This window comes from Haloferax mucosum ATCC BAA-1512 (assembly GCF_000337815.1).
Taxonomy (GTDB): domain Archaea; phylum Halobacteriota; class Halobacteria; order Halobacteriales; family Haloferacaceae; genus Haloferax; species Haloferax mucosum.
Genome location: NZ_AOLN01000018.1, coordinates 163,804 through 189,849, shown reverse-complemented (window position 1 = coordinate 189,849; position 26,046 = coordinate 163,804). Strand labels below are relative to the sequence as shown.

At 60.7% G+C, this 26,046-nt stretch carries 28 protein-coding genes and 2 pseudogenes; 16 read left to right on the top strand and 14 right to left on the bottom strand.

Translation table 11 applies throughout. The features are described 5' to 3' along the window. The 4 genes from C440_RS13605 (at position 1) to C440_RS13590 (ending at position 4,070) form a co-directional block, all read left to right on the top strand. Positions 1-759 carry a DUF5803 family protein gene (locus tag C440_RS13605; RefSeq protein ID WP_008321141.1) on the top strand — a complete coding sequence of 253 codons (759 nt, stop codon included), beginning with the start codon at positions 1-3 and terminating at the stop codon, positions 757-759. 118 nt (positions 760-877) lie between these two features. After that, positions 878-1,582, top strand: coding sequence for a competence/damage-inducible protein A (locus tag C440_RS13600; RefSeq protein WP_008321139.1), 705 nt, complete (start codon positions 878-880; stop codon positions 1,580-1,582). A gap of 239 nt (positions 1,583-1,821) precedes the next feature. Next, entirely contained in the window at positions 1,822-2,886 is a 1,065-nt protein-coding gene (locus C440_RS13595; protein WP_008321137.1) for an ATP-NAD kinase family protein, read from the top strand. 152 nt (positions 2,887-3,038) lie between these two features. Next, positions 3,039-4,070: a phosphate signaling complex PhoU family protein gene (locus C440_RS13590; protein ID WP_008321135.1), complete on the top strand. Its 1,032-nt coding sequence runs from the start codon at positions 3,039-3,041 to the stop codon at positions 4,068-4,070. A gap of 20 nt (positions 4,071-4,090) precedes the next feature. On the opposite strand, the gene C440_RS13585 is transcribed toward C440_RS13590, so the two are convergent. After that, on the bottom strand, positions 4,091-4,474 hold the full coding sequence (locus C440_RS13585) for a DUF7528 family protein (RefSeq protein WP_049915867.1): 384 nt from the start codon (positions 4,472-4,474) through the stop codon (positions 4,091-4,093). A gap of 209 nt (positions 4,475-4,683) precedes the next feature. Beyond that, complete coding sequence (locus C440_RS13575) at positions 4,684-5,892, bottom strand: LEA type 2 family protein (protein WP_008321132.1); 1,209 nt, start codon at positions 5,890-5,892, stop codon at positions 4,684-4,686. A gap of 346 nt (positions 5,893-6,238) precedes the next feature. Here C440_RS13575 and C440_RS13570 point away from each other — a divergent pair, with 346 nt between their 5' ends. From C440_RS13570 to C440_RS13560, 3 genes are read left to right on the top strand one after another with little or no spacing between them, the layout of a single operon-like run. Further along, positions 6,239-6,421 carry a DUF7525 family protein gene (locus tag C440_RS13570; RefSeq protein ID WP_008321131.1) on the top strand — a complete coding sequence of 61 codons (183 nt, stop codon included), beginning with the start codon at positions 6,239-6,241 and terminating at the stop codon, positions 6,419-6,421. Positions 6,422-6,471: 50 nt separating this feature from the next. Next, positions 6,472-6,696, top strand: a complete 225-nt coding sequence (locus tag C440_RS13565; protein WP_004572478.1) for a DUF7123 family protein — start codon at positions 6,472-6,474, stop codon at positions 6,694-6,696. A 43-nt stretch (positions 6,697-6,739) separates the two neighbouring features. After that, positions 6,740-7,171 (top strand): SRPBCC family protein, encoded by a 432-nt coding sequence (locus tag C440_RS13560; protein WP_008321130.1) that lies wholly within the window; start codon positions 6,740-6,742, stop codon positions 7,169-7,171. 471 nt (positions 7,172-7,642) lie between these two features. On the opposite strand, the gene C440_RS13555 is transcribed toward C440_RS13560, so the two are convergent. Continuing rightward, on the bottom strand, positions 7,643-9,166 hold the full coding sequence (locus C440_RS13555; RefSeq protein ID WP_008321129.1) for an aldehyde dehydrogenase family protein: 1,524 nt from the start codon (positions 9,164-9,166) through the stop codon (positions 7,643-7,645). A 171-nt stretch (positions 9,167-9,337) separates the two neighbouring features. Here C440_RS13555 and C440_RS13550 point away from each other — a divergent pair, with 171 nt between their 5' ends. Beyond that, positions 9,338-10,057, top strand: a complete 720-nt coding sequence (locus C440_RS13550) for a helix-turn-helix domain-containing protein (RefSeq protein WP_008321128.1) — start codon at positions 9,338-9,340, stop codon at positions 10,055-10,057. 15 nt (positions 10,058-10,072) lie between these two features. Here C440_RS13550 and C440_RS17435 read toward each other — a convergent pair. Continuing rightward, positions 10,073-10,195 (bottom strand): annotated as a pseudogene (locus C440_RS17435) (proline dehydrogenase family protein); the annotation flags it as partial. Here C440_RS17435 and C440_RS13545 point away from each other — a divergent pair. The 3 genes and pseudogenes from C440_RS13545 to C440_RS13535 all read left to right on the top strand — a co-directional run. Beyond that, a pseudogene (locus tag C440_RS13545) lies at positions 10,190-10,786 on the top strand (branched-chain amino acid ABC transporter permease); the annotation flags it as partial. The pseudogenes C440_RS17435 and C440_RS13545 overlap by 6 nt on opposite strands. Further along, entirely contained in the window at positions 10,783-11,592 is an 810-nt protein-coding gene (locus tag C440_RS13540; protein ID WP_008321124.1) for an ABC transporter ATP-binding protein, read from the top strand. The pseudogene C440_RS13545 and the gene C440_RS13540, both read left to right, overlap by 4 nt. Further along, on the top strand, positions 11,589-12,326 hold the full coding sequence (locus C440_RS13535) for an ABC transporter ATP-binding protein (RefSeq protein ID WP_008321123.1): 738 nt from the start codon (positions 11,589-11,591) through the stop codon (positions 12,324-12,326). The genes C440_RS13540 and C440_RS13535 overlap by 4 nt, the downstream gene beginning before the upstream one ends. A gap of 60 nt (positions 12,327-12,386) precedes the next feature. On the opposite strand, the gene C440_RS13530 is transcribed toward C440_RS13535, so the two are convergent. Beyond that, positions 12,387-13,184 carry an RIO1 family regulatory kinase/ATPase domain-containing protein gene (locus tag C440_RS13530; RefSeq protein WP_008321121.1) on the bottom strand — a complete coding sequence of 266 codons (798 nt, stop codon included), beginning with the start codon at positions 13,182-13,184 and terminating at the stop codon, positions 12,387-12,389. 38 nt (positions 13,185-13,222) lie between these two features. Continuing rightward, on the bottom strand, positions 13,223-13,660 hold the full coding sequence (locus C440_RS13525; RefSeq protein ID WP_008321120.1) for a universal stress protein: 438 nt from the start codon (positions 13,658-13,660) through the stop codon (positions 13,223-13,225). 147 nt (positions 13,661-13,807) lie between these two features. Here C440_RS13525 and C440_RS13520 point away from each other — a divergent pair, with 147 nt between their 5' ends. After that, entirely contained in the window at positions 13,808-14,950 is a 1,143-nt protein-coding gene (locus C440_RS13520) for an acyl-CoA dehydrogenase family protein (protein WP_008321118.1), read from the top strand. Positions 14,951-14,960: 10 nt separating this feature from the next. Here C440_RS13520 and C440_RS13515 read toward each other — a convergent pair whose 3' ends face one another. Further along, positions 14,961-15,407: a FlaD/FlaE family flagellar protein gene (locus C440_RS13515; RefSeq protein ID WP_008321117.1), complete on the bottom strand. Its 447-nt coding sequence runs from the start codon at positions 15,405-15,407 to the stop codon at positions 14,961-14,963. Between the two features lie 326 nt (positions 15,408-15,733). On the opposite strand from C440_RS13515, the gene C440_RS13510 reads away from it, so the two are divergent. After that, a complete protein-coding gene (locus C440_RS13510; RefSeq protein ID WP_008321116.1) occupies positions 15,734-17,845 on the top strand; it encodes a histidine kinase N-terminal 7TM domain-containing protein in 2,112 nt (703 codons plus the stop codon). Positions 17,846-18,039: 194 nt separating this feature from the next. Here C440_RS13510 and C440_RS13505 read toward each other — a convergent pair whose 3' ends face one another. From C440_RS13505 to C440_RS13480, 6 genes are all read right to left on the bottom strand, one after another. Further along, positions 18,040-19,104 carry an acetate and sugar kinases/Hsc70/actin family protein gene (locus C440_RS13505; RefSeq protein ID WP_008321115.1) on the bottom strand — a complete coding sequence of 355 codons (1,065 nt, stop codon included), beginning with the start codon at positions 19,102-19,104 and terminating at the stop codon, positions 18,040-18,042. A gap of 112 nt (positions 19,105-19,216) precedes the next feature. Beyond that, a complete protein-coding gene (locus C440_RS13500; RefSeq protein ID WP_008321114.1) occupies positions 19,217-19,747 on the bottom strand; it encodes a FlaD/FlaE family flagellar protein in 531 nt (176 codons plus the stop codon). Between the two features lie 313 nt (positions 19,748-20,060). After that, the gene (locus C440_RS13495) at positions 20,061-20,570 is read right to left on the bottom strand and encodes a chemotaxis protein CheD (protein ID WP_008321113.1); all 510 of its coding nucleotides are present in this window, start codon (positions 20,568-20,570) and stop codon (positions 20,061-20,063) included. Between the two features lie 24 nt (positions 20,571-20,594). Beyond that, positions 20,595-21,782: a chemotaxis protein CheC gene (locus tag C440_RS13490; RefSeq protein WP_008321112.1), complete on the bottom strand. Its 1,188-nt coding sequence runs from the start codon at positions 21,780-21,782 to the stop codon at positions 20,595-20,597. Then, complete coding sequence (gene cheY / locus C440_RS13485) at positions 21,779-22,147, bottom strand: chemotaxis protein CheY (RefSeq protein WP_004572459.1); 369 nt, start codon at positions 22,145-22,147, stop codon at positions 21,779-21,781. The genes C440_RS13490 and cheY overlap by 4 nt, the downstream gene beginning before the upstream one ends. Positions 22,148-22,304: 157 nt before the next feature. Beyond that, positions 22,305-22,949, bottom strand: coding sequence for a DUF7500 family protein (locus C440_RS13480; protein WP_008321110.1), 645 nt, complete (start codon positions 22,947-22,949; stop codon positions 22,305-22,307). A 140-nt stretch (positions 22,950-23,089) separates the two neighbouring features. Here C440_RS13480 and C440_RS13475 point away from each other — a divergent pair, with 140 nt between their 5' ends. The 3 genes from C440_RS13475 to C440_RS13465 all read left to right on the top strand — a co-directional run bounded on the left by C440_RS13475 (position 23,090) and on the right by C440_RS13465 (position 24,950). Next, a complete protein-coding gene (locus C440_RS13475) occupies positions 23,090-23,428 on the top strand; it encodes an ArsR/SmtB family transcription factor (RefSeq protein ID WP_004043733.1) in 339 nt (112 codons plus the stop codon). Between the two features lie 213 nt (positions 23,429-23,641). After that, positions 23,642-24,319, top strand: a complete 678-nt coding sequence (locus C440_RS13470; RefSeq protein WP_008321108.1) for an archaellin/type IV pilin N-terminal domain-containing protein — start codon at positions 23,642-23,644, stop codon at positions 24,317-24,319. Between the two features lie 10 nt (positions 24,320-24,329). Further along, positions 24,330-24,950, top strand: a complete 621-nt coding sequence (locus C440_RS13465) for an archaellin/type IV pilin N-terminal domain-containing protein (RefSeq protein WP_049915865.1) — start codon at positions 24,330-24,332, stop codon at positions 24,948-24,950. A 233-nt stretch (positions 24,951-25,183) separates the two neighbouring features. Here C440_RS13465 and C440_RS13460 read toward each other — a convergent pair whose 3' ends face one another. Next, the gene (locus C440_RS13460) at positions 25,184-25,924 is read right to left on the bottom strand and encodes an RAD55 family ATPase (RefSeq protein ID WP_008321106.1); all 741 of its coding nucleotides are present in this window, start codon (positions 25,922-25,924) and stop codon (positions 25,184-25,186) included. Between the last annotated feature and the right edge of the window lie 122 nt (positions 25,925-26,046).

The following is a 26,046-nucleotide window of genomic DNA, read 5'->3' as shown; positions in this document are numbered from 1 at the left end:
ATGAACAAGCGACTCCTCGTTGGCATCGCTGGACTCGCCCTCCTTCTCGTTACCGCCGGGTGTCTCGGTGGCACGTCCAGCGTTTCGGACCAGCGCCTCGACGGCGCGCCGGACAGCCAGTACGCGTGGGACGCGGAGACGGACGCGCACATCACAGTCCAGAACAACAGCGAGTTCCGCGCCGTCTACGACATGAACTCGTCATTCGTCGAACTCTACCGACTCGACGGATTCGGCAGTCGGACGCCGCTTCCCGTCGAGGCAGTTCGGTACCAGTATCCCAACGGGACGGTTATCGACGGGAGCGAGTTGAAAGCGCGGGGCGGCGACGTGACGCAGAACGACCGCATCACGAACATTACGCTTCCCGCGGACGCGAACAGTGCGGGCAAAATCGCCTTCTCGTCCGTCTCGACGCCGAAGCGGTTCTCGCTTCCCATCCTCGTCGAAGGCACCTACGAGGTCGTCTTGCCCGAAGACCGCCGCGTCGAGTTCCCCATCTTTGGCACTGTCCGACCGGGCGGCTACAACACCGAAGTCGTCAATAACCGCGTCCACATCACGTGGAACGAGGCACTCACCGACGGTAACGTGTCCGTGCAGTTCTATCTCCAGCGCGACCTCACTATCTTCGGTGTCGTCGCGGCCGTCTCGGTGCTCATCGGCGGGTCGGGAATCCTCTACTACCGACGGCAGATAACGGAACTCCGCGAACGCCGACAGCGACTCGGTCTCGACTTCGACGACAACGACCGCTGAGGCCGGACCGTCGTCGAGTCGGCTCCGAACAGTTCACGGCCCGTTTCCGACTACTGTTTAACCCGCGCGGTCGGTCGGTACGGACGCTTTTTTGCCCGCTACGTCCGTACCCGTGGATATGCAAGCCGCCGTTGTCACCGTCGGAGACGAACTGCTCGCCGGTGACACAGTGAACACGAACGCGACGTGGTTGTGTACCGAGTTGACAGCTCGTGGCGTCAGCGTCGAGCGCGTGACGACGGTCCCCGACCGCGTCGCCGACATCGCCCGCGTAGTCAACGAATACCACGCCGAATACGACGCCGTCGTCGTCACCGGAGGACTCGGACCGACGCACGACGACGTGACGATGGAGGCAGTCGCCGCCGCGTTCGGGCGGTCCTTGGAGCGAAGCGAGGACGCCGCGGAGTGGTTAGCGGCGAACAGCGGCTATTCGGCCGCAGACCTCGTGGAGGGGACGACCGACCTCCCGGCGGGGTCGCAGATGCTCCCTAACGAGGAGGGTGTCGCACCCGGTGCCGTCATCGGGACTGTCTACGTCCTCCCCGGCGTCCCCGACGAGATGAAGACGATGTTCGGACAGATTGCAGACGAGTTCGCGGGCGAACAGACACACGTCCGGTTCGTCCGAACGTCGGAACCGGAGAGTTCGCTCATCGGGCGATTTACGTCGCTACAAGAGGCGTTCGACGTCACGGTGGGAAGCTATCCCGGCGACCACGTTCGGGTCAAACTGGCGGGCGCTGACGAGGCGACCGTCGAAGCCGCGGCCGCGTGGCTCGAAGCGCGGGTCGAAGGTATCGAGGAAGCAGAGACCGGTTAGCGCTGGAGGTACCAGAGCCACCCGGCGGTCATCAGGATACCCACGATGAAGACGGTCGCGGCCATTTCCGACGTCGGAAACACCTGTTCGGTCGTTTCTAACGGAATCATAGATGACAGTTACCCCGACCCGTCCTTAAACGGTAAGGTTCCGGCGACAGTCACAGAGTTCGACGGTCGAGAGAGGCGGTGGCGTCGGCTACCGCGGTGCTTTTCATGCGGGCGCGGATTCGTTCAGCTATGCGAATCGGTGTCGTCGTCAATCCCATCGCGGGGATGGGCGGCCGGGTCGGACTGAAAGGAACCGACGGAAAAGTCGCCGAAGCCAGAGCGCGCGGTGCCGAGCCGCGGTCGCCGAATCGCGCGCGGCGGGCGCTCTCACAACTTTTCGACGCCGCTCCCGACGCCGAAATCCTCGCGTGGGGTGGTGGCATGGGCGCGTCTATCGCCCGCGACGTCGGCTTCGACCCGACCGTGCTGGGCGAACCTGACGCCGACGAGACGAGCGCCGCAGACACCATCGCCGCCGCGGAGGCGTTCGCCGAGGCCGACGTTGACCTCGTGTTGTTCGTCGGCGGCGACGGCACCGCGGCCGACGTCGCCGAAGCGCTCGACGGAAGCGACGTGCCGATGCTCGGGGTCCCCGCGGGCGTGAAAGTCTATTCGTCGGTGTTCGCCGTCTCTCCGGAGGACGCCGCACACATCGTCACCTCGTTCGAGCGAACCGAGGCCCGCGAGGTCATGGACATCGACGAGGACGACTACCGCGAGGGCGAAGTGCATCCCGAACTCCGGGCGGTCGCACACGTCCCCGTCGCGGAAGACCTCCAATCGTCCAAGCAGACGAGCGGCGGGACGGTCGAAGCGCTCGCCGCCGGGGTCGCCGACGATATCAACAGCGGCGACGGAGTGACCTACGTTCTCGGCCCCGGAAGCACCGTCGGCGCGGTGAAATCCGAACTCGGAATCGACGGCTCGGCGCTCGGCGTGGACGTGTACCGCGACGGTGACGTGCTCGCCCGCGACGCGACGGCGGACGAAATCCTCGCCAATCTCGGCGACGAAAACGTCATCGTCGTCACGCCCATCGGCGGACAAGGGTTCATCTTCGGTCGCGGCAACCCGCAACTCTCTCCTGAGGTGATTCGTCGGTGTGACGTCTCGGTCGTCGCCTCGCGCTCGAAACTCGACTCGATTCCGGTCCTTCGCGTCGATACCGACGATACGGACCTCGACGAGGAACTCCGTGGATGGACCAAAGTTCGCGTCGGTCGCGTGGAGCGACGGATGATGAAAATCGAGTGACTGGTTCGCCGGTGTCGAACGGTGAGAGGGCGAATCGACCGACTTCGACGTCATTTAGGGTTCTGAAAGAAATTCCAGTGAAGTCTATAACTATTATTGGCAGAGAGTAACATATAGTGGCCTTTAAGGTCATTGGATGGGTTCACCATGGCATGGAGACCCGGAAAGTCCAGCGTCTCGGTCCCTCCACGCTGGCGATGACGCTTCCAGCGGAGTGGGCCAAAGAACACAACGTCGATAAGGGCGACGAGGTGACGATTCGAACCAGTGGCAAGGGAACCCTGACTGTGCTTCCCGAGTCCGTCAACACCGAAGACTCGAAGGCGACGATACGTGCAGACAATCTGAATGCGGAGGCGCTCGAACGCGCCATCGTCGCACAGTACGTGCTCGGGCGGCGCGTCATCCACATCGAAAAAAGTGAGGGTGCGCTCGACTCCGACCACATCAACGCCGTCTACAAGGCTGAGACACAGCTCATGGGTCTCGGCGTCATCGAGGAGACACCCGAGCGAATCGCGATTCGCTGTTCGGTCGATGCCGAGGACTTCAGCCTCGACAACCTCCTCAAGCGCCTAGAGAACACGGGGAGTACGATGCGTGGCGAGGCCGTAAAGGCGCTCGCTCACGGCAATCCGGACCTCGCACAACGGGCGCTCAACCGCGAGCGGCAGGCGAACAAAATTTTCGTTCTCCTGCTTCGTCTCATCTTCACGTCGTACCAGAACCCCAACCTCGCACGCGCCGTCGGTCTCGACTCGGGATTCCCGCTCATCGGTTACCGGTCTGTGGCGAAGAACCTCGAACTCACCGCCGACAACGCCGAGGATATCGCCAACATCGTCATGGACGCCGACGGCCACACGCTCGACGTTGACCAGTCGACGATGCGGCGTATCCGGGAGTTTACGGACCACGTAGACGAGATTACGACCACCGCGGTGCGGGCGGTCGTCGAGCGCAACTACGACCACACCATCGAGTGTCGTGAACTCTTCAGAGAGATTCGTGACCGCGAGCGCGACATTCTCAACGACCTGCCGGAGATGGAAAACCAGAAGCTCCTCCAAATCCGCGAGGTGCTCGTGAGCCTCCAGCAGACCGCGCAGTACGCGATGCGGAACGCCGAAATCGCGGCGAACCTCGCGCTCAACGAGGAGTCTGAACACGTCACGCTCGACTGAGACGGCGGCGACTCGACGCCTCAGTCGGCGACGAGTTCTATCGTCTCGGTCGCGTCCGAATCGCCCGACTCTTTTTCGCCCGCCAGCGGATTCCGACTGGCGATACGGCAGTCGAACGCCGGGTGCTCGCCGAAGTGACGGATTATCATGTGGCGACGAGAGCCAGTGATACCGGTCCGACCGACATCGTCGGCCGTAAAGCGCTCCGGCAACCTGTCGTACAGGCGGTGCAGTTCGTCGAAACTAGTGAACACCTTGGCGTTGCCGGTCGAATCAGCGCCGCGTCGGGAGACGACGTAACTGCCGTCCCGCCGGTACTCACCTGCCGTGCGGAAGAATTCTTGTTTCTCGGTCAGCGCCGTGCCGATGGCATCTTGCAAGTCGGCGGCGGCATCACGGGACAGTTCGCAAGTCCGGTCGCCGAAGGAGACGACGATCGTCTCGTCGTCGCTCTCGACGGTTACGGGGTTCTCATCGCGGGAGAAGAACTCGATCAGGAGCGTGGGTACTCCGTGTCATACCAACTCGTATTGTGGCTCGGTGTAAAGTCTTGTCGGCTGAGTCAGGATTGACCGCGGCAACCCGAGTCGGTGGTAGATGCCGACCGCTCGGGTTACAACAACCCGTCGTCGCTGGTGGTCTCGTTGGTTCCGATACCCGTGGTGTCACCCGCCGTCGTGGTCGTCGTGGGTTCGGCCGTCGTGGTCGTCGCCGTATCGGTTGTTTCAGTCGTCGTTGTGGCTGTGTCGGTCGATGTCGTTTCAGTCGTCGTTGTCGTCGTCTTGCTTCCGGACGACTGCGTCGTGTTCCCGTCGGCCGTCTCCGTCTCGTTCGTGGACGAATCAGTCGCCGACGCGTTCGTATCCGACGCCGCCTTGTTGCCGAAGATGTCCGTCTCGAACGTCTTTTCGTACGTCAAGGCGTCGAGCGGGACGGTGAGCGTCGTGCCCCCGGCGTCGAGTTTCGCGTAGAAGTCGATGCGGAGGTCGGTCGTCTGGTTCCGGTCGAGATGCGTCACCCACCATTCGTCGAGTCTGTCGTTTTCGATGTAGGTCGTCGCTTCGATGGTCTTCGTCGCCTTCGGCGGGATGACGTACTCGGACTGCGTCGTCCCCTCGCCCACGTCAACGTCATTCATCGAGATGTTGTAGCCGAGTTCGGAGACGGCGACCGGGTACGCATTAGGATTGTGCACGACGAAGGTGAGTTCGAGTGCCGTGCGCTCGCTCGTGGATTCGCCCCACTCGGCGCTCGTCTCGTTGATGTACAACACCGGGTCGGAAACGAGCGGCGCGTCAGCGTCTACCTCGCGTGTCTCGGTCGAATTGAACGCCGAAAGCAGGTCTGTATCGATAGACCGGGCTATCTTCGGGGCCTCGAACGAGCGGCCGAGCGTTTCGGAGGAGACCGTGGCGTTGACGCGGAGCGTCGTGTGTTCGCCGTTTTGAATGTGCGATACCCACCAGGCAGGAATGCGCTCGTTCGAGAGCGTCGTTCGGAGCGGAACCCCCGTCGTTCCCTGCCCGACGGAGATGCCCTTTTTCTTCCCGGTCGCCATCTCGATGTCGTTCATCCCGACGGCGTAATCAACGGCGAGTCCGGAGAGGTTCGCCGAAATCGGGTTCGGGTTCGAGACACGGAGGTCGGTCTCGATGACCGTCGTCGTCTGATTGACGTCTGCAAAGCGGTTATCGACGCCCTCGACGCTCGGTACGCCGATGACGCCGGTCGCGTACGCGCCGCCGACGGCCGCGCCGACGAAACAGAGCGCAACGAGTGCGATTCGGAGCCGTCCACCAAACAGTACTGCTGTGAGTCCCATCGTTGTGGAGTGACGAGACTACTGGTACAAATGTCGAACGGCCTGCGCCGACATTGCCACATAGTACCCCAGACGGACGTGCAACGCGTCCAGGTCGCCCATAGTACCGTTTGCAACTGGGTACGCGTTCGGCCGAGCGTGTACTGACTCACAAACGAGACGATATCCGACATCACTGTGTCGGTCGTCGCCGAGACACGCCGAGGTTGAACACGTCTGCGGTCGTACGTGACTGTGGTCGGACACGGTGTCCTCGGCTCTGATTGTGCGCGTCTACGGTCGTGGTAGTTAGACGCACGAGACGCGGTGTCGAATGAACTAAGTACGCGCCCGAAAAGTCGCAGATATGGAAACGAAGACGGTGCAATCCGACAAGTCCATCGGCTTTGCGGCGTTGTTCGGCGTGCTCACGCTCGTCGGTGCAGGCCTGATGGTTGGCGGACCGGACCAGTTGACGAAGGCGCTCGGGTTTGCTGTCGCCATCATCGCCGCGTCGCTGGCGGTCTGCGGCGCACATCTGTTTCAGTAAATCCCAGACGAGTAACCGTTAAGAACGCCCATTCCCTAGACGGTTCGAGGATGACTGAGTACACCGACGAGGAACAACGCATTCTCGCCTACCTCCGCGACAGCGTCAGTCGCGGGGAGGGGTACTTCCGGGCGAAAAACATCGCCGAAGCTATCGGTCTCACCGCAAAGCAGGTCGGTTCGCGCCTGCCGCAACTGGCCGAGAAATCCGAAGACGTCGAAATCGAAAAGTGGGGGCGCGCCCGCTCGACCACGTGGCGCGTCACACGCAGTTGAGGCGATTCCACGGCTTTTTACTATCGAGGTGTGATGCTATCTCATGACCGTCCGCGTGAAACGAACGTTCGAGTTCGACGCCGCCGGGGAACGCGTTTGGGAGTTCATCGCTGACCCCGCGAAACGAGCGGGGGCTATCAGCGTCGTCGATCGATTCGAGGTCGCCGAGGACGGCCGACACGCGACGTGGCATCTCGAATTGCCGATTCCGCTCGTCAAATCCACCGCGACCGTCGAAACCGAGGACATCGTCGTCGAGGAACCGACACACGTCAAATTCGTCGGCAAGTCGCGTGTGCTACGAGTCACGGGCGAACACACCATCCAGCCGACCGACGGTGGCTGTCGATTGATAAACGAATTCGTCGTTGACGGCCGGCTTCCCGGCGTCGAGACGTTCTTCGAACGGAACCTCGATACCGAACTCGACAACCTCGAAGCGGCGCTCCGGCGTGACCTCGAAGCGACCGCCTGAATCGACAATCCCCGCTTCCGACCGCGAACTTCGTGTTGCGGTGGGTTTATACTTCGTGGCTTCTAACGCTTGTTCGCCGACGCAATAGGCGCTTTTCTCGCCAGACGTCGGCGACTCCACATCCGCCGCACCCGCCGCAACGTTTCGGGGTCCGTTGTGGCACTCAACGACGTGGCCACGTCGTTTCGCACTCCCAAGCCCGGTGGGGGTGCACTCCCCTCGTCTCACTTCGCCAACTGGTGACACGAGATTCGGCGGGAGGCGAATTCGCCTCCGCCTTTTGATGACTAACCGCGTAGCGGCGGGGATTTTGGTTTAGACGCTGTCTTAGCCGCGTCAGAAGCTGTCTTGGTCACGTCGGATACTGTTTTGGTCGCGTCGGAAGCGACGCGCTCGACGTGACGTCTCGCGCCGGGAACGCACAAAGAGAAGAAAGCGGGACCGCAGTCGTCGTGAGACCGGTCGGTCTCGTTACTCGTCTTTCGTCTTGATGTCCGCAGAGAGACCCTGTGCCATGCGGATTTCCTTGGAGTTGTTGAGCGTCCACGCGGTGCGCTCGGTGACTGCCTCGATGATTTCGCGGGCGGACGGGTAGCCGTTGCCGGACTTCTTCACGCCACCGAACGGCAGGTGCACCTCAGCACCGATACACGGGAGGTTGCCATAGGCGAGACCGACTTCGGCGTGGTCGCGGTAGTAGTTGATTTCGCGGTAGTCCTCGGAGATGATGGCTCCGGCAAGACCGTAGTCGGTGTCGTTCTGAATCTCGACGGCGTCTTCGATGTCGCCGGAGTACTTGAGCAGAGCGACGTGAGGCCCGAAGACCTCTTCGTGCGTACAGCGGAGGTCTTCGTGCGCGTCGGCCTCGTAGACGAACGGACCGACCCAGTGACCGTCTTCGTGACCGTCCGGAATCTCGTCGTCGTCGAGTTCGGTCCGGTCAACGAGCACGTTCACGTCCTCTTTCTTTGCGAGGTCGGCGTACTTGAGGACCTTCTCTTTGTGTTCGGCCTCGATGAGCGGCCCCATAAAAGTGTCTTCGCGGAGGGGGTTTCCGACTGAGACGTCCTTCGCAATCTCGACGTAGCGCTCTTTGAACTCGTCGTAGACGTCCTCGTGGACGACGATGCGCTCGGAGGAGACACAGCGCTGACCGGTCGTCTTGAACGAGGACATGACGGCGGAGTGAACGGCGATGTCGAGATCCGCCTTCTCGGTGATGACGATGTTGTTCTTGCCACCCATCTCACACGCGGCGAGCTTGCCGGGCTGTTGAGCGACCTTGCTTGCGACTTCGTGGCCGACTTCCGCAGACCCGGTGAACAGAACCGAGTCGATACGCTCGTCGTCAACGATGGTGGCACCAGCGTCGCCGAAGCCCTGTACCATGTTGAACACGCCGTCCGGAATGCCGGCGTCTTCGAACATCTCGGCGATGATCTGACCGCACCACGGCGTCTGCTCGGCGGGCTTCCAGACGACGGTGTTACCCTCGACGAGCGCGACGGCCATGTGCCAAAACGGAATGGCGACCGGGAAGTTCCACGGGGTGATACAGCCGACGACGCCACGGGGCTTACGCCGCATGTAGGCGTCTTTGGCCGGAATCTCGGACGGAATCACGTCGCCTTTGGGGTGGCGAGCGTCGCCTGCGGCCCACTCGACCATGTGGTAGGCTTCGATAACGTCGGCGCGTCCCTCGGAGATTTCCTTTCCGCACTCCTTGGTGACGACTTCCGCGAGTTCTTCGGTTCGGTCACGCAGTTCGTGGTAGATATCCCAGAGATATTCCGCGCGCTCGATGTGCGAGAGTTCGCGCCACTCCTCGTAGGCTTCGTCGGCCGCTTCGGCCGCCACGTCGATGTCTTCCGGAGTGCCGCGTCGGAACGTTCCGAGCGTCTCGCCCGTCGCGGGGTTCTCGCTCACGAACGTCTCGTCGCCGGTGCCGTCTGTCCATTCGCCGTTGATGTAGTGACGATATTCGTCCTGCGCCATAGTGGTGATATTTGCAGAACTTACATTAATAACCCCGTCACCGTCCATGGGAGGGAAGCGTTTTCTATTGTGATATATTATCATTATGGTTTGGCGAGTCTTGTTCGTTCAGCAACTACTGTCTCCATGAGTATAGATGACATCTTACACTCTCGTCTACAATGCGACCGTATGAGCGAGCGCATGGCTGGGCAGGGCACGCGCCTGACGCTCGACCTCTGGCATCCGAACTGTTGGGCGATAGAGGCCACAGAAGATCACAGAGGCGGCATACTGGCACACGCAATCTACGACGCACCGACGGCAGGAATCGAACGGGCAAACGGGCTTTTCACGGCGTACGGAGAATCGATAGACGAGGTTGAGACGCTTCTCGATACGATTGCCGATTCCGAATTGACGGGTGACGTTCTCGAACTCCAAGAGCGGTTCGACCCCCGCGGTCGGCGGGTCGCACCCGGGTCGGTCGCACGCGAGTTCTTCCTCGAATACGACCCGAGCGACATGATTTGCCCGCGACTCCTCGAACAGGGGTTCGTCCACAGCGAACCCACACAAATCGAGGGGGGTCGTGAGAAGTGGCAGGTCTGGTTCGCCGGCGAGCGCACCGAGATACAGGGACGAATCGACGAGGTGATGGATTGTACGAACGCCGACATCCGCGTCGACTCCATCTCTTCGACAGAAGGCGCAGAGCCGGAGCGGGGCCGGCGATTAGACACGCTCACCCGGAGTCAGCGTGAGGCGTTCGAACTGGCCCGAGAGGAGGGGTACTACAGGTGGCCCCGCGAGATATCGACCAGAGAACTCGCGTCCAAGATGGACATCTCGAAGACCACGCTACTCGAACACCTCAGGAAAGCGGAAGCGAAGTTACTGGACCCTCAGTAACGTCGAATCGACCGCTTAGATACCGGTGACTGCGCGCAGCGCGAACAGCGCGTTTTCCTTCCGCTCGCGCACGCGACGGTAGAAGTACTGGAACCACTTGTCACCGTAGGGGACGTACTGCCACATCTCGACGTCGTCGTCCTCCTCGGACTGGTGTATCTGTTCCTCCGGCGCATCCACCGGTCACCGTGGGGACGCGTCCTCAGGACCATCCGGTCAGACGAGGACCTCGCAAAGGCCCTCGGCAAGGACACCTACCGGTTCAAGATGCAGGCGTTCGTCGTCGGCAGCGTCGTCATGGCCATCGCCGGCGCGTTCTACGCGCATCTGAACCTCGACATCGACCCCACTGACCTCGTTCCCCTGACGACGTTCTACATCTGGATTGCCGTCATCCTCGGTGGGACCGGGTCGAACCGCGGGGCGGTCGTCGGCGCGGCCGTCGTCATCGCCATCCGCGAGGGGACGCGCTTCCTCAACGACATCGCCTTCATCGGCAACTTGGGGCTCGACGTGGCACCGCTTCGGTTGCTGTTCGTCGGCATCCTCATCATCCTCATCATGCGCTACCGGCAGGATGGTCTCCTCCCACCGAAGGACGAGCTTATCTGGCCCGCAGCGAAGGAGGATTCCAGTTCCGCGTCGCGCGGTGCGACTGCGACCGACGGCGGTGTCGTCACAGACGGCACCACGTCGGGCGGACCGTCCGACGGAGGTGAGAACCAATGAGCGAAGACGGCGTCTACGAGGGTGCACACCTCGAAAAGAACGACCCGGTGTTGAAGACGAGAGGACTCGAAAAGGCGTTCGGTGGACTCGTCGCCACCGACGACGTCTCCATCGAAATCGAGCGCGGAACCATCACGGGGATGATTGGCCCGAACGGCGCGGGGAAGTCAACGCTTTTCAACCTCATCTCCGGGTTCTACGAGGCCGACGCGGGGAGCGTCTTCGTCAACGAGACCGACGTGAGCGACATGACACCACCGGAGCGCGCCCACGAAGGACTCGTTCGGACGTTCCAAACGCCGCGTCGTCTCGAAGGGATGAGTGTCCGCGAAGCGATGCTCGTCGGCCCCGGTCCACAGACTGGTGAGTCGATTTTCCCGCTTTTCTTCTCGGCTGACGACGTGACCCGAGAAGAGCGCGCGAACCTCAGACGGGCCAAAGAGTTGCTCGAACGATTCGAAATCTCCCATCTCATCGACCAGCCGTCGACAGACCTCTCTGGTGGTCAGTTGAAGCTCGTCGAGTTGGCACGGGCGTTCACGACGAACCCCGACATCCTGCTCCTCGACGAGCCTGTCGCCGGTGTCAACCCGACGCTCGCGAACGACATCAAACGGTTCATCCGCGAACTCAACGAGGAGGGTCAGACCTTCCTCATCATCGAACACGACATGCCGTTCATCATGGGCCTCGCCGACCCTATCATCGTCCTCGACCAGGGACGGGTACTGATGGAAGGCTCGCCGAAGGAGGTTCGAACGGACGACCGCGTTATCGAGGCGTACCTCGGAGGTGCGGGCCCATGACCGAGCGAGCACTCGACGTGAGCGGCGTCGACAGCGGGTACGGAGAAGTGCAGGTCCTCCGCGACCTCAACCTCCACCTCGACGACGACGAAATCGTCTGTATCATCGGCCCGAACGGTGCCGGGAAATCGACGGTCCTCAAGACCGTCTTCGGCCTCCTGAAGCCGTGGACTGGGTCGGTAGACCTCTCCGGGAGAGACATCACTGGCGAAGACCCTGCGGACCTCGTCCGAACCGGCATGGGCTATGTCCCGCAGGTCGACAACGTATTCTCGTCGCTCACTGTCGAGGAGAACCTCCGGATGGGCGGCGTCGCTCGCTCCACAGGTCTCAACGAGCGAATCGAGGAACTGTACGATCAGTTCCCGATTCTCGACGAGAAGCGGACCGCGAAGGCGAAGACACTCTCGGGTGGCCAACGACAGGTGCTCGCGTTCGCGCGTGCACTCGTCATGGAACCCGACGTGCTCCTCATCGACGAGCCGTCCGCCGGCCTCGCACCGAACATCGTGCAGTCGGTGTTCAAAGACGTACAGAAGGTGAACGAACTCGGCACGGCGGTCCTCATGGTCGAACAGAACGCTCGGGAGGGCCTCGCCATCTCCGACCGCGGCTACGTCCTCGACCAAGGGACGGTCGCCTACGAGGGTGACGCCGACGGACTCCTCGACGACCCCGAAGTCTCGCGCCTCTACATGGGCGGTGCGGACTACGAGGGAATTGAAGACCTGTAAGGAACATCCCCGGCCGCGACCAATTTTTTAGGAACCGTGCGTGGTGCTCCCGGCGAGTCGTCAGGACGCGCGCGTCTCTATCTGGCCTTTGAGCGCCGCGGCATCGAAGTCGTGGTCGGGCCTGATGTTGACGAAATCGAGGAAATCGACGGCGGCGAGCAGGTCGTCCGGGTCGTACGATTCGACGGCCGCCGAGACGGCCTGTTTCGCACCGATGAGGGGTTCGAGCGCCGCCAGTCCGCACGCGAGGTCGTACGACCGGGCGTCGTGCATCCCTGCTTCGTTGACGTTCGTTGCGTCGATGAAGTAGATGCCGTCGTCGCGGACGAGGACGTTTTCGGCGCGCAGGTCGCCGTGTGCTAGCCCGTTTTCGTGCATCTGACAGAGGGCCGCAAAGAGGTCGGGCGCGAGCGAGACGACCTCGTCGTGGGGGGCCGAATCGAGCGTGTGAAAGTTCGGCAGATACTCCAACACGAGGATACCGAGGCCATCGATTTCGAAGGCTTCGACGGGAGCGGGCGCGTTGAGGCCGATTTCGCGGAGGCGCTTTGTCGCCACTAACTCGTGTTCGGCCATCTCGAAGGGCGTCCCGAAGTGTTGGAAAAATCCCTCAGTGCCGCTGGAGAACGCACCGAGGTTTCGGCCGGTCGTAAACAGGGCGTGAACGAGCGAGTTCTGTCGGGAGATGACCTTGACGAACCACTCGTCGTTGACGACCATCGGCGTAGAAAGCCAGTTGTCCGCTTCGAGAAATCGAATGGTGAGGCTGTCGCGGTCGTACCGGTCCACGAGTTCGCGGGCGACAGTCTCCAGACGCGGCCACTCGACGCGGCCGCGGACGAGCCGGCGGAGGTCCATGGTCCCCGTATGACGAGGGGCGGCTTAACGTCGTGGGCCTACGTCGACTCTTGACGGACGGTCAACACCGGTGCCGACGACCCTCGGACCACCCGCTCGGCGACGCTTCCGATGAGGTAGCGGTCGAGACCGCTTCGACCGTGTGTCCCCATCACGACGAGGTCTACACCGTCCTTGTCGGCGTGGCGGAGAATCTCGCTGGCGGGCGTTCCCTCGGAGACGACGGTCTCGATTTCCACGTCGGCGTCAGCGGCCCGCGACTCGATTCGGCTGAGCACGTTGTTGCCGCTTTCGTGGAGTGCATCTCGGATTCGGTCGAGCGAAATCGCGGGCGAGGCGTGGCCGACCTCCCGGATGTCAGCGACGTACAGCGCGAGAATCGACGCGTCGTACGTCTTTGCGTGTTCGAGCGCGTGGTCGAACGCCGCGTCCGCACACTCGCTTCCGTCGGTTGGAAAGAGGATTTGAGAGTACATACGAACATCTCGGGGGTCGCCGGGAAAAGAGCTATCCGTCCGTTCTCACTCGGTGGGAGTCGCGTGGTGGCCGACCGACAGCGCTCTCGGCGGTATTCTACATGGTCGTTCGATTAGTTTATGTCTCGGTCGGCGATACTTGGTCGCATGGACTTCGACCTTCCGGCGGAACACCGGATGATTCGTGACACCGTCCGCGAGTTCTGCGACGAAGAGATCGCTCCTATCGCACAGGACATCGAGGACGAACACCGGTTCCCCACGGAGATATTCGACCAGTTGGCCGACCTCGACGTGATGGGCGTCCCAATCGACGCCGAGTACGGTGGACTCGGCGGCGACCAGTTGATGTACGCGCTCGTCGTCGAGGAACTCGGCCGCGTCTCGGGCGGTATCGGCCTGTCGTACGCCGCACACGTCAGTCTCGCGTCGAAGCCGCTGGAACTGTTCGGGACCGACGAGCAGAAAGAAACGTGGCTGACGCCGCTTGCGACGGGCGAGCACATGGGCGGGTGGGCGCTCACCGAACCCGGTTCCGGAAGCGACGCGAGCGACATGGATACAATCGCCGAGAAGGACGGCGACGGCTACGTCATCAACGGCACGAAGCAGTTCATCACGAACGCGAGCGTCGCCGGTTCGGTGCTCGTGAAAGCAGTCACCGACCCGACTGCGGGCTACGACGGTATCTCGACGTTCATCGTTGACCCCGAAAACGACGACGGCTTCGAGGTGACTACCGAGTGGGACAAGATGGGACTCAACTCCTCGCCGACGTGCGAACTCTCGTTCGACGACTGCTGGGTGCCCGAGGACCGACTGCTCGGCGAAGAGGGTGAGGGGTGGAAACAGACGATGAAGACCCTCGACGGCGGCCGAATCTCCATCGCGGCGCTCTCGGTCGGACTCGCAGAGGGCGCGTACGGTCACGCAAAGAGATACGCCAAAGAGCGCGAGCAGTTCGACCAGCCGATTTCGAAGTTCGACGCCATCCGCGACAAACTCGTCTCGATGCACCGGAAAACCGAGCGTGCCCGCCTTCTCACGCACAAGGCGGCGACCCTGTACGACAACGGCAAGCGAGTCAGCCGCGAGTCCGCACTGGCGAAGCTCGACGCCTCGGAAGCCGCCCGCGAAGTCGCCGAAGACGCGGTGCAGGTGCTCGGTGGCTACGGTTACACCGAAGACTTCGCGCCACAGCGGTTCTACCGCGACGCGAAACTGATGGAAATCGGTGAAGGAACGAGCGAGATTCAGCACCTCATCATCGGCCGCCAACTCGGACTCTAATTCCGAACGGTCACTCCGAGTCGTCCATCGCCGACAAGCGCGCGATGTACGAGAAGCTCTGTACGTGGTCGTCTTCGGTTGGTGCGTCTTCGAAATCTTCGGGCACGGTAAACGAGAGGAGCCGCTCGTGGATGGTGTCGTGTGGGTCGTCGCCGAGCCAGCCGATGTCGCGGTAGTACGAGACCATCTCCATTGCGCCACGGCCGCCGAGTCGTTCGACGAGGTGCACACACCAATCGAGGAGTACCTGTTCTGCGGCGGGCGTCCGCGGAATCGTTTCGAGAAACGGGTCGCCGTCTGCCGTCACCGCCGCGGTCGTCGTGAGTAGTCGCTTCCGAGCGACGCCGCTCCACGTGCGGTCTGTCGGGACGTCGGCCCAATCGAACCGCGCGTCGCTCCTCACATCTCCGGAACGACGCCGGTCGGATATCTCGTAGTGGCGCGGGTCGCGCGGCATGTTATCCCTGCGTGTGCATCCATCCGAATTAAGCGTTCGGGCGTAGTTCGAACCACTGACAGTTGTTCTACACCAACTGGTTATTGACCCGTCTACAAGTAGCACTGATAATCGCGGTGGAAAATTCGACTACCATACCAGATGTATGAACTTTCGCAGTCCAATTTCGAGATGGTTCCCAGGTTCGGCGATTTTGCTATCAATTTCGATATTCGAGACGAACGGCTTAAGTCCCAAACCGAATAGACGTTTGATACTGTCCGATGTGACATTCATCGGAAAGAACAGCTAACGAGAGAGTCACACATGCAACTCACGACCACTTCATGATGGGTGCTGAGCAGTTCCCGTACGCGTACGCGCTGTTCGCCGCCGGTATCCTCTCCGGAATCGTGACGCTTGTGGTTCTCGGTCGCTTTCGACTCTATTCGCGCCGTGTTCGGGTTCCGTTCGCGCTCCTATCTCTCTCTGGGAGCATCTGGTCAACTGCGTACGGATTCATCTTTCTCGCCCCGATTCCCGGCGCGGAGTTGTTCTACGCTCGCCTCGCACTGGTCGGAGCCGCGATTCTCCCGACGCTCTGGCTCGTCTTCGCGCTCGTCTACGCTGGAGAAGACCAACTTCTCACGCGACGGATGCTTTCGTTTCTCTCGGTCGAGCCGGCGCTCGCAATCGCGCTCGCGTTCACGAACCACGCACACGGACTCTTAGCATCCCCAATGGAGTTGTGGACGAGTACGAGCGTTGGCATAGAGTTCGCCGGTCCGCCCGGGCCCGGCCCGGGACCGCTTCTCATCGCACACGTCGTGTACGCATCCGGTATCGGCATCACCGGATTGAGTGTCCTCGGAAAGACCTACCTCCGAACCTCGGGGATCCATCGGCGACAGGCGGGCGTCCTCATCGTCGTGGGACTGATTCCGCTTGTCGCGTTCGCCGGTAAGCTATTCTGGCAGAAGTTGTGGATCAATCCGGTTCCGATTTCGCTCGGTCTCAGTTCACTAATCGTCCTCTGGGCGCTCTTTCAGTATCGACTGTTCGACATCACCCCTATCGCGCGGGATGCGATTCTCTCGGAGATGCGCGACGCGGTCGTCGTCCTCGACGACCACGACCGAATCGTCGAATCGAACGGTGCCGCGTCCGAACTGCTCACCGAACCGGTCTCGGAGTGCATCGGCGAGTCGGTGCTCGAAGTCGTTCGCACTCCCACCGAGGTACGGGCCGTCCTCCACGGAAGCGACAGAGCGGAGGCGGTCGTTGGGGAGGGACCCCGACGGCGATATTTCGAGATTCGGTCGGAGTCCGTCGGCGAAGCGTCTCGCAACCGCGCGAGGCTCCTCGTCTTCTACGACGTGACCGAGCGGCGGCGGACCGAAGAGGAGTTTCGAGCGCTCATCGAGAATTCGAGGGACGTTATCACCGTCATCAACGAACGCGGCGTCCGGAAGTACACGAGTCCGTCGATGACCGACGTCCTCGGCTACTCGACCGATTCGCTCGTCGGCGAACGCGTGCTCAATCTGGTCCATCCGGACGACAGAGAGTGTGTCGAAGCGTGCCTCACCGAGGTTATCGACGGTGACGACCCGGTACGAGCCGAGTTCAGAATCCGCCACAAAAACGGCACGTGGCGGCGGTTCGAGACGGTTGGAATCAACTTGCTCGACGACCCGGCCGTGGACGGAATCGTGTTGAACTCTCGGGACGTGACGAGTCGCTACCGGTACGAACAGCGTCTCAGAGTGCTCAATCGTGTCCTTCGTCACGACCTCAGAAACGACATGAACGTCATTTTGGGCCACGCGGACCTGCTTCTCGAACAGCGCATCCCCGCGGAGTCGAAAGACCACGCGCGAACCATCAAACGAAAAGCGTCGTCGCTCGTCGAGTTGGGCGAGCAGACGCGCCACATCGACACGACGCTCAACCGCGAGGCGAGCGGTCTCGAATCGGTCGAAGTCATCAGCCGAATCGAAGCCCAGCTCGACAGTATCGAATCGGATTATCCGAGCGCCATCGTCCGCCGGAACCTCCCTGACGAGATGTGGGTCTACGCCGACGATCTCGTCGAGTCGGCCATCAAGAACCTCATCGACAACGCGCTCGAACACAACGACCGAGTCATCCCCGAGGTCAGCGTCACCGTCGAACCGACTGCGACGTCGAGTGACTTCGTCGAGATTCAGATCGCCGACAACGGCCCGGGAGTCCCGGACGCCGAAATCTCCGTTCTCAAATCGGGCACCGAGACGCCGTTGCAACACATCAGCGGTCTCGGTCTCTGGTTGGTCCACTGGATTATCGACCGCTCCGACGGCCGCCTGCACTTCGACGAGAACGAACCCCGCGGGACTATCGCAACGATTGGACTCCGGAGAGCCGACCAGACGATTTCTGTCAGCGACGGCGGGACGGTCGAAAGCGAGACAGACTGACACGCATAGACCAGGACGAACCGACCCGACGCGCGGCGGAGCGCTGTGTAGTCCGTTGGTCTTTGACTCCCGAAGCGAGACCGAGAGCACCGCAGAACGTTCAGCGTGGCTCAGCAGTCACCATTCGAGAACCGAGTAGCTGAGCAGTGGTTGATGTGGAATGTAGAAACTTCAGGACGCGGTTTTCGAGCCCGTTAGTGCTGTTCGAGCAATCGGGTTGCGATTCGGTAGGCACCCTCGGCCGCGGCAGTGTCGGGGTTCTCGGGAACGCACAGCGTGACCTCGCGGTCGAGTGCCTCGCTCAGTCGTGTTTCGAGTTCGGCGATGAGTCCGGGGATGCACGCCATACCGCCCGTGACGACGAGCGGGCGCGTACGAGAGAGTTGATAGGTTCGCATGTGGGCGTTCGCCAACTTCGAGAAGAACGCCACGAGTTCGTCTACGACGTCGTCGAGGTACTCGTCGAGCGGTTCCATGATGCCTCGTTCGACTGCGAACTCGTGTGAGCCCTCGTCGGGCCGTTGCACGACGTCGGTGAACGACTCGAAGTCGTCGAAGTCTGCGTGTTCTTCTTTGTACTCGCGCGCGGTGGTTCGGTCGATACCGATTCGCCCGTCAATCTCGCTTTCGACGGCGTCGGCGATGCGTTCGTCCACATCGTTGCCGGTCGCCGCCTCTGAGACGAAAGGCAACAGTTGCTCGCCGTGGCGATACGCGCACGCTTCGAGCGTCGTCGCACCGAGATTGACGGCGACAAATATCTCTTCGACCGCTTCCAAGTCGTCGCCAATCGCCGGAATCGACGCGCAAAGCGACTCGGGAAAGCCACGGACGAGCGTCTCTCCGACGGCGCTCTCTTCGATGACGGTGGTCAGGTTCGCAAGTCCGACCTCGTCTCCGATAGTCGGAATCGCGTACACCACCGCGCTTTCTTCGGGAAGCGCGTAGCCGTCGCACACCTCGCCGAAAAACTGGGCCGTTAGCTCCGCGCTCGCGGCGTCTGTCGGCAGGCCCGACCGGAGCATGAACGACGTGCGATCTGGGTACTGTCGGGCAGCCTCCTCGCCGTAGAGGACGCGCTCGTCTTCGGTGAGTGTGTCTTCGTACGTTGCGAGACAAGAGAGCGTCTGGACCGTCTCGCGGTCTCCAGCGTCGGTGTCGTACACGAGCGCGGTTCTGGCGCTTCCAAGTTTCGCGCCGACCGGTTTCGGTTTCTGTGGCGTCTCGACCGCGTTCGAACTGGCGGGGTCGGTCGTCATACGGTATCAACTCGGCTCGGATTCGACGGGCGCGTCGTGTACGCGATCATTGGATACACTGGGTTATCGGAAGGAGAGACTGTGTTCGTATTCGAGACCCGGTAGTCGGCCGTCACACCATCGAGGCGAGACGAGCGACGTAGACCAGACTCAGCAGGTGGTCGTCAACGTCGAGTTCGGTCGGTTCGTCAACGTCAGCGGAGAACCCAAGAAGGTAGTTACGGAGGGTCTGTTCGACGTCTTCTGTCAGCCAATCGACCGTCTGGTAGTAGCGAAGTGCGTCCATCGCTCGCTTGAAACCGCCTTTGAGGACGAGGAACTCCAGCCAATCGAAGACGACGCGTTCCGCGCCGTACTTGTCTGGGAGCGAGCGAAGATACGGCTTTTCGACGCCGTCTTCCTCACCGCGGGACTGGTGCATGAGCAGGTGCTCAAGTTGGCTCGACCGGAGTGCTTCCGACGCTTCCTGTCGGCTTCGGTCGAAAACCGGGTTATCGAAACGGAAGGGACTCCGGTCGTCGAACCGAGCGTCTTCAAACCGGGAGTCTTCAAACCGGGAACTCCCGTTCCGTCGTGGTCGTGCCGTGTCGCGGGCGATGCGTCGAAGTTCGTCTGGGTCGTATTCGTCCGGGTCCAAGTACATGGGTCACCTCATTCAGGGACGGTACGACTCCCCCAAGTCCCCCGACTTGGGTTGGAAAGCGCAGAGCGCTATCCGTGGTGTCACACGCGAATATCGTACCGTTTCGGTGAGAGAATTCGAAGCAGGCGATATAAAACTACCCGAGACGTTATCAGACGTGATATTGGACCGTACCAGAGAGACATCTCAGAACGGTTCACCAACGTTCGAATCGACCGCGACGTATCGAAGGAGAAACTAGTTGTCCCCACTCTCTCACCTCGGCTACGGTTGCCCGGTGGACGCCGCGTGAAAAACGGATGTACCCTGACGGTCAGAGCACGCTGTTTCCGGTCTTCGCACTTCGCACGCGAAGGTCTCCAGTCTGTGCGTCGAGTTCCAACGACCGCCCGTGGGAGCCGCCGATGTCTTCCGCGACGATTTCGATGCCGAATCGAGCGAGCGTCTCGCGGGTCGTTTCGACGTTTCGGTCGCCGATACTCCCGTCGCCGTTGGCAGACGTGAAGTCGAACATGGTACTGCCACCTGCTATCTTTGCAACCACTCTGTCGATGTTGGCACCGGCGGCCTCCATCTCCGAGAGCAACAATTCGATACTACTGTCGGCGAACTTCGCCGGTTCGCCGCCCGGTTCGATTTCCGGGAGCATCGCGTGTGCGAGCCCAGAGACGCATGTGTCTGGATCGTAGAGTGCGACGCCGATACAGGAACCGAGCCCGCTCGTCGTCAACGTACTCTGGTCACTAGAGACAGCGTAGTCGGCAATTCCGACCTTCGTTCGCCCGGACTGGGGCGAGGACGTATCCGTGGTGTAAACTTGCATTTCTGGGGTGCCTCTGCAGCGTTGTCACGCGGCGGGTGAGAGTTGCTCAAGCGCCTTGCGCAACTCGGTTTCGTCGGGGAGCGCGTAGATGTCACAGGTAAACTCGTCGTCGTCCGTTCGGATGGTCGAGTCGATGAGGAACGCGTACTCCTGTGACTGTGCGAGGTCGGTCGCAAGCGGGTCGATGATTGCGGACCCGAGGTCGTGAACGTGCTTCGGCGGCGAGATGTCGATCGTCGTCTCCAGCGCGTTCGCCCAGCCGTCGAGGAATCCCGAGGTGACGATATTTCCGATCTCCTGAATTGCACTCTGTCGCATTGCTTCGTCACCTTCCATGCCCGGAAGCAGGCTACTCGCAATGTTCTCTGCGGACGGTTCGTCGAACAGGATTGCGATGTACCCGCTCGGCGTTCCGCTGAATTCGAGGACGACACCGCGCCGTACGGCGTCGGTCAAGGACATCGGGACGCCTTCGATTGGGACGAAGCTCAGACGGCTCACTTCGACAGTCGTGTCGATTCCCGTCATGGACGTGATGTCGGCCGACGCCTGATTCGCACCGTCGTTGACCATCTCTGAGAAGGCGGCGAACGACTCCACGGGGAGCGCGTCGTCCTCGCCGCTCGCTTCGACGATGGTGCCGATAGAGTCGGGCGTCGGAACCATGTACAGGTCGAATTCGATTGCGTTATCCGCCGCTTCGAGTTGGTTCCGGAAGACCAGAACGTGTTCGTCAGTCCCGCCGTGTTCGAAGCCGCTCGCTTCGATCTCCTTCAGCGGGCCGCTGTCGTCGTCTTCGACGTACGTCGGCGTCGTGATATCGACGCTCGTGTCGAGGTAATCCGCCCACCCGTCGATGAAGCCGCCGAGCATGATGTTGGCGACCTCTTTGAGACTGCTCGCCGCGAGTTCGCCGTCGGCGTCGGTCGCGTCGATACCGGGCATCAGCGCGTCAACGAGGCGTTCGGCCGATTCCGGCGAAAACGCCAGTACCGTACGACCGTCCAAGCCGCCGTTGAATCCGATATGGACGCTTACGAGGTCACGTTCTGCGAACTCGGTTTCGACGTCCGACTTCGTTCCCAGCTCTACTTTGGTGACGTTGACGTACGTGTCGATTCCGGCGAGCGTAGTCAACGAGCCTGCCGCCTTCTCGGCGCCCGAGTGGGCAAGGCGACTAAACGTTCGAAGCGACCGTACGTCGAGATTCATGCCTCTGCCTGAATGACGTCAGCGATAGCTTGGAGCACGTTGGGCTTCTGGAACGGCTTCGTGATGTAGCCATCTGCGCCCGCTTCGACCGCCTCGCGCATCTTCTCTTCTTGTCCCACCGACGTACACATGATGACCGATGCGCCGGAGTCCAGTGACTTGATTTCGGACGTCGCTTCGATGCCGTTTCGAATCGGCATGACAACGTCCATCGTGACGACATCGGGGTCGAGTTCGCGGTAGAGTTCGACCGCTTCGACGCCGTTTTCGGCTTCGCCGACGACTTCGTGTTCTCCTTCGAGGAGTTGCTTGAGGAGGTTCCGCATGAACGCAGAGTCGTCCACGACCAGTACCTTGCTTGCCATACCTCCAGATTTCCGAAAATCACACTATAAACCCTTCCACCCCATTATCAAGGCTGATACGAATACAGAACGATGAGCGTCGTAATAAACACGCGACACAAAAATCAAATTCCGGGCGTACGGTGTGTTAGGAAGCCAATAACACCATATTATAAACCTATTTTTGGCGTCGCGGTGGGAACGACGCCCCCGACGCCTCGACGGCATCGAAGAGGTTTCCAATCGAATCGTCCCGGTCCAGTCCGTGAGCGGCGGCGAGCGCCTTAATCGCTCGACCGGGGTACGTCACGCGGACTTCGGACGCGAGCAGTAAAATCCCGAGCACCTCGTCCGAGGGCGTGTCGTCGCTTCCGACGGCGTCCGCGTACCACTCTAACAGCGAGTGAAACACGTCGGTCACGTCGTTCGAGACCGTCTCGTGTTGTTCGACCGACCCATCGACGAGCGCGGTCGTGACCAACGCGTGGTCCGACTGAATCGCGCCGACGCGTTCGGCGAGCAGTCGGCGCGCGACGATAGCGCGCTTTCTCGGGTCTTCCGGAAGGACGAGTTTGGGCTTCGCGTCCGACTCGGTCGAGTCGGCACTCGCCGTGGACTGTTGTTCCGGTTCGGCGCTCGTCGAACGCTCATTCAGTGCCTCCTCGCTCGGGTTCGGCGTTTCGTCGTTGTCCGTCGAGATAACGAACCGGCCGGAGTCAATCTCGGCTACGTTCTTATCGTGACTTATATCGAGGTCCTCTGTCCCGACCACCCCCTGCTCTCGCGGGTGGCTCTTTGGACGCTCGTCGTCGGCCTCGTCCATCGCCGGATGCTCGGTGGGGCAACATATAATCCCATCGCCGCCGATACGACTCGGCGCCCGAACTCACTACTATGACTGAGAATGTGCCAAATATATAACCAACACATTGACAAGCCGCGCGAACCGATGAATTTCCATCTATGGAGTCTGACAGGACCCTTTCCGCACTGGGAAACGAGTACAACCCTGATATCCTCCGTGCCGCGGACGAACCTCACTCGGCACAGGAGTTCAGCGAGATGTTAGATATACCCATTGCGACCTGTTATCGCAGAATTGAAGAATTGACGGCGGCGGGACTTCTCGAACTTCACGACCGGGTACTCTCGGACGAACATCGGCGGACGAACGTCTACCGTCGTGAGGTTGACGAGATCGTCGTTCGGTTCGAGGGTGACGATTACACCGTGAGCGTGACAGAGCGGCCAGAAGTGAAAAACAAGCTCGACGACGTCTGGCGGAAGATTACGCAGGACTGAGCTGGCCCGACTCCGTATCCTTTTCTTACGTTTTCTGAAACGATTAGCTTCTGCCACCCACGCGTGAGCGCACGAAGGATTGTTGCATATGGACGTACCGGCCACCAATATCAGTCTTGATATTGAGGGCCGTACCGTTATGTACCACCTACTCAAGATGAAGAATGACGGTTCCCGCTCTCGCCGAGCGTGGGACCACACCTACGACAACCCATGTTCAACAACATCAAAGAAGACCGGGGTCAGGTCGGTATCGGGACCCTTATCGTCTTCATTGCGATGGTTTTGGTCGCCGCAATCGCGGCTGGTGTCTTGGTCAATACTGCAGGCTTCCTGCAGGCGACCGCACAAGACGCCGGACAAGAAAGTGTAAACAAGGTTACGAACCGTCTCGACGTCGTCTCCACTCACGGTATCGTCAACGATACCGGTGGTGAGCTGGCAGTCGATAGCATCAACCTCACTGTGCGTCTCGCAGCCGGCTCCGGGAGTGTTTCGCTCGAAGATACGAGCATCAAGTACCTGAGCGGTGAGACTGCGCAGAACCTCGTCTACGACAACGCCACGACGGATGCTGCGGGCGCAGACCTCGGAAGCGTGAACAAGTGGGAGAGTGGCACTGGTGGAGACACTGGACTCAACTCCACTGAATTCACCGCGCACAAGCTCGAAGACGGTGGCGACACCTCGTTCCCCGTTCTGAACAACCAGGCAGACCGCTACGAGATCGTCATCAACACCTCTGTCGTCGAAGATAACGCCAAGGGTATCACGACTGGCGATACCGTCAAGCTCGACATCACGAGCCGCTCCGGTGGTTCGACGCAAGTTATCCTGACGATGCCGCAGCAGCTCGCTGGCAAGTCGGACAACAACCCGGTTGCCCTGTAAAGTGATTCAAATGTTCGATAAATTCAACAGCGAAGACCGCGGTCAGGTTGGTATCGGTACGCTCATCGTCTTCATCGCGATGGTCCTCGTCGCAGCGATTGCGGCGGGTGTTCTCGTGAACACCGCTGGATTCCTCCAGGCGACTGCTGAAGACGCCGGTCAAGAGAGCGTGAACAAGGTCACGAACCGCGTCGAAGTGCTGAACACCCACGGTACGGTCGGCGGTGAAAACGACATCGACAACATTACGATGACCGTCCGCCTCGCCGCAGGTTCCAGCAGCGTCGATATGAACGAGACCTCGATCAAGTACCTCAGCGATACGCAGGTCCAGACGCTGACGAACAGCTCAAAGAGCCTCACGTACGCCAACAAAACGAACTTCAACCTCTCGAAGGTTACTGACGACGACGGCTCCTTCGGCGTTCTCAACAGCATGAACGACCGCTACGAGGTCCGCATCAACACCTCCGACATCGAGAACCCGTCCGGTGACCTCACCGGCGGTCTCTCGACTGGCGAAAAGGTCACCCTCGAAATCACTTCCCGTACTGGTGGCACGACGCAGGTAATGCTGACGATGCCGCAGCAGCTCGCTGGCAAGACGCAGGGCGAGCCGGTCGAACTGTAACGGGACTGTTCAGCGACTCTCATTTCATTTTATAGCACTCACCCGCAGAGCGGTTGCACTATCCTGGCGGTACTTCGGGTGGTCAGTACGGAGACGATGCGTCCGTCAAGTCTGTAACAAAACGACGGCAGTGGCTCGGCTCTGACGGTCCGTGTTCTCCGGTACCGACGAGTGTCGCTTACGCTCCGCGGCGACGCCGTGAACGACCAGAACCGAATAAAAGAGTGTGGACGCTACTCTGTTTCTTCGCCGAACCACGGCGGCGACTCGCCGACCATCGAGAAGCCGGCGGCCTGTTCGTATATCTTGATACCACCGTGGGCGATTTCCAGCGGGAACATCGAGTTCTTGATACTCTGTTTCCGCATCTTCGCAACCCAGACGTATCGGTTGCTCGTCGCGCCCGCAGGACTCTGGATGAGATAGATGTTCCCGTCGGTCAGGAAGTTCTCTAGACCGATGTCGGTCTCGGGGAAGATAGCCGACTGTTCGGTCGTCAACAGCGACGTGAGGCCGCTGTCTTTCAGAATATCGATGAACTTCAGGAGGTACTGACGCTGTTCTTTCTCCTCGTCGAAGAAAAGTTGGAACATCGTAAGCGAGTCCAAGACGAGTCGGTCGTAGTTCGTATCCTGTAGGTCGCCGAGGATACGGTCGAGCGTCGTGGAGAAGTCGCCGTCTCGGAGGAGCGTCCGCTTGTCGTAGACTTTGATCTGGCCAGACTCCACGTACTCGTGCCAGCGGTCGAAGCCGATAGACTCCGCCGCCTGACGAATGTCGTCTTCTGTCTCTTCGAAGGTGAGGTACAACCCTCCTTCGTCGAACTGATCGACGCCGTTGTAGAGGTATTGCAACCCGAGAATACTCTTCCCCGTCCCGGGGTTGCCACTGATGAGTACCGCGGCGTTCTTTACGATACCGCCATTCAGGATGGAATCGAGCCCTTCGACACCGGTCTTGACTAGTTCTGTCATGATTTGATTGACGCGAGTGTTGACTGTCGGACGACCATCGGTGCTGGCGCCGGATAATTCTTCTTACCGCCGCTACGCCGTTGTCTGACTTTTATTACATGCAGGGTTATCGAAAATTCCGC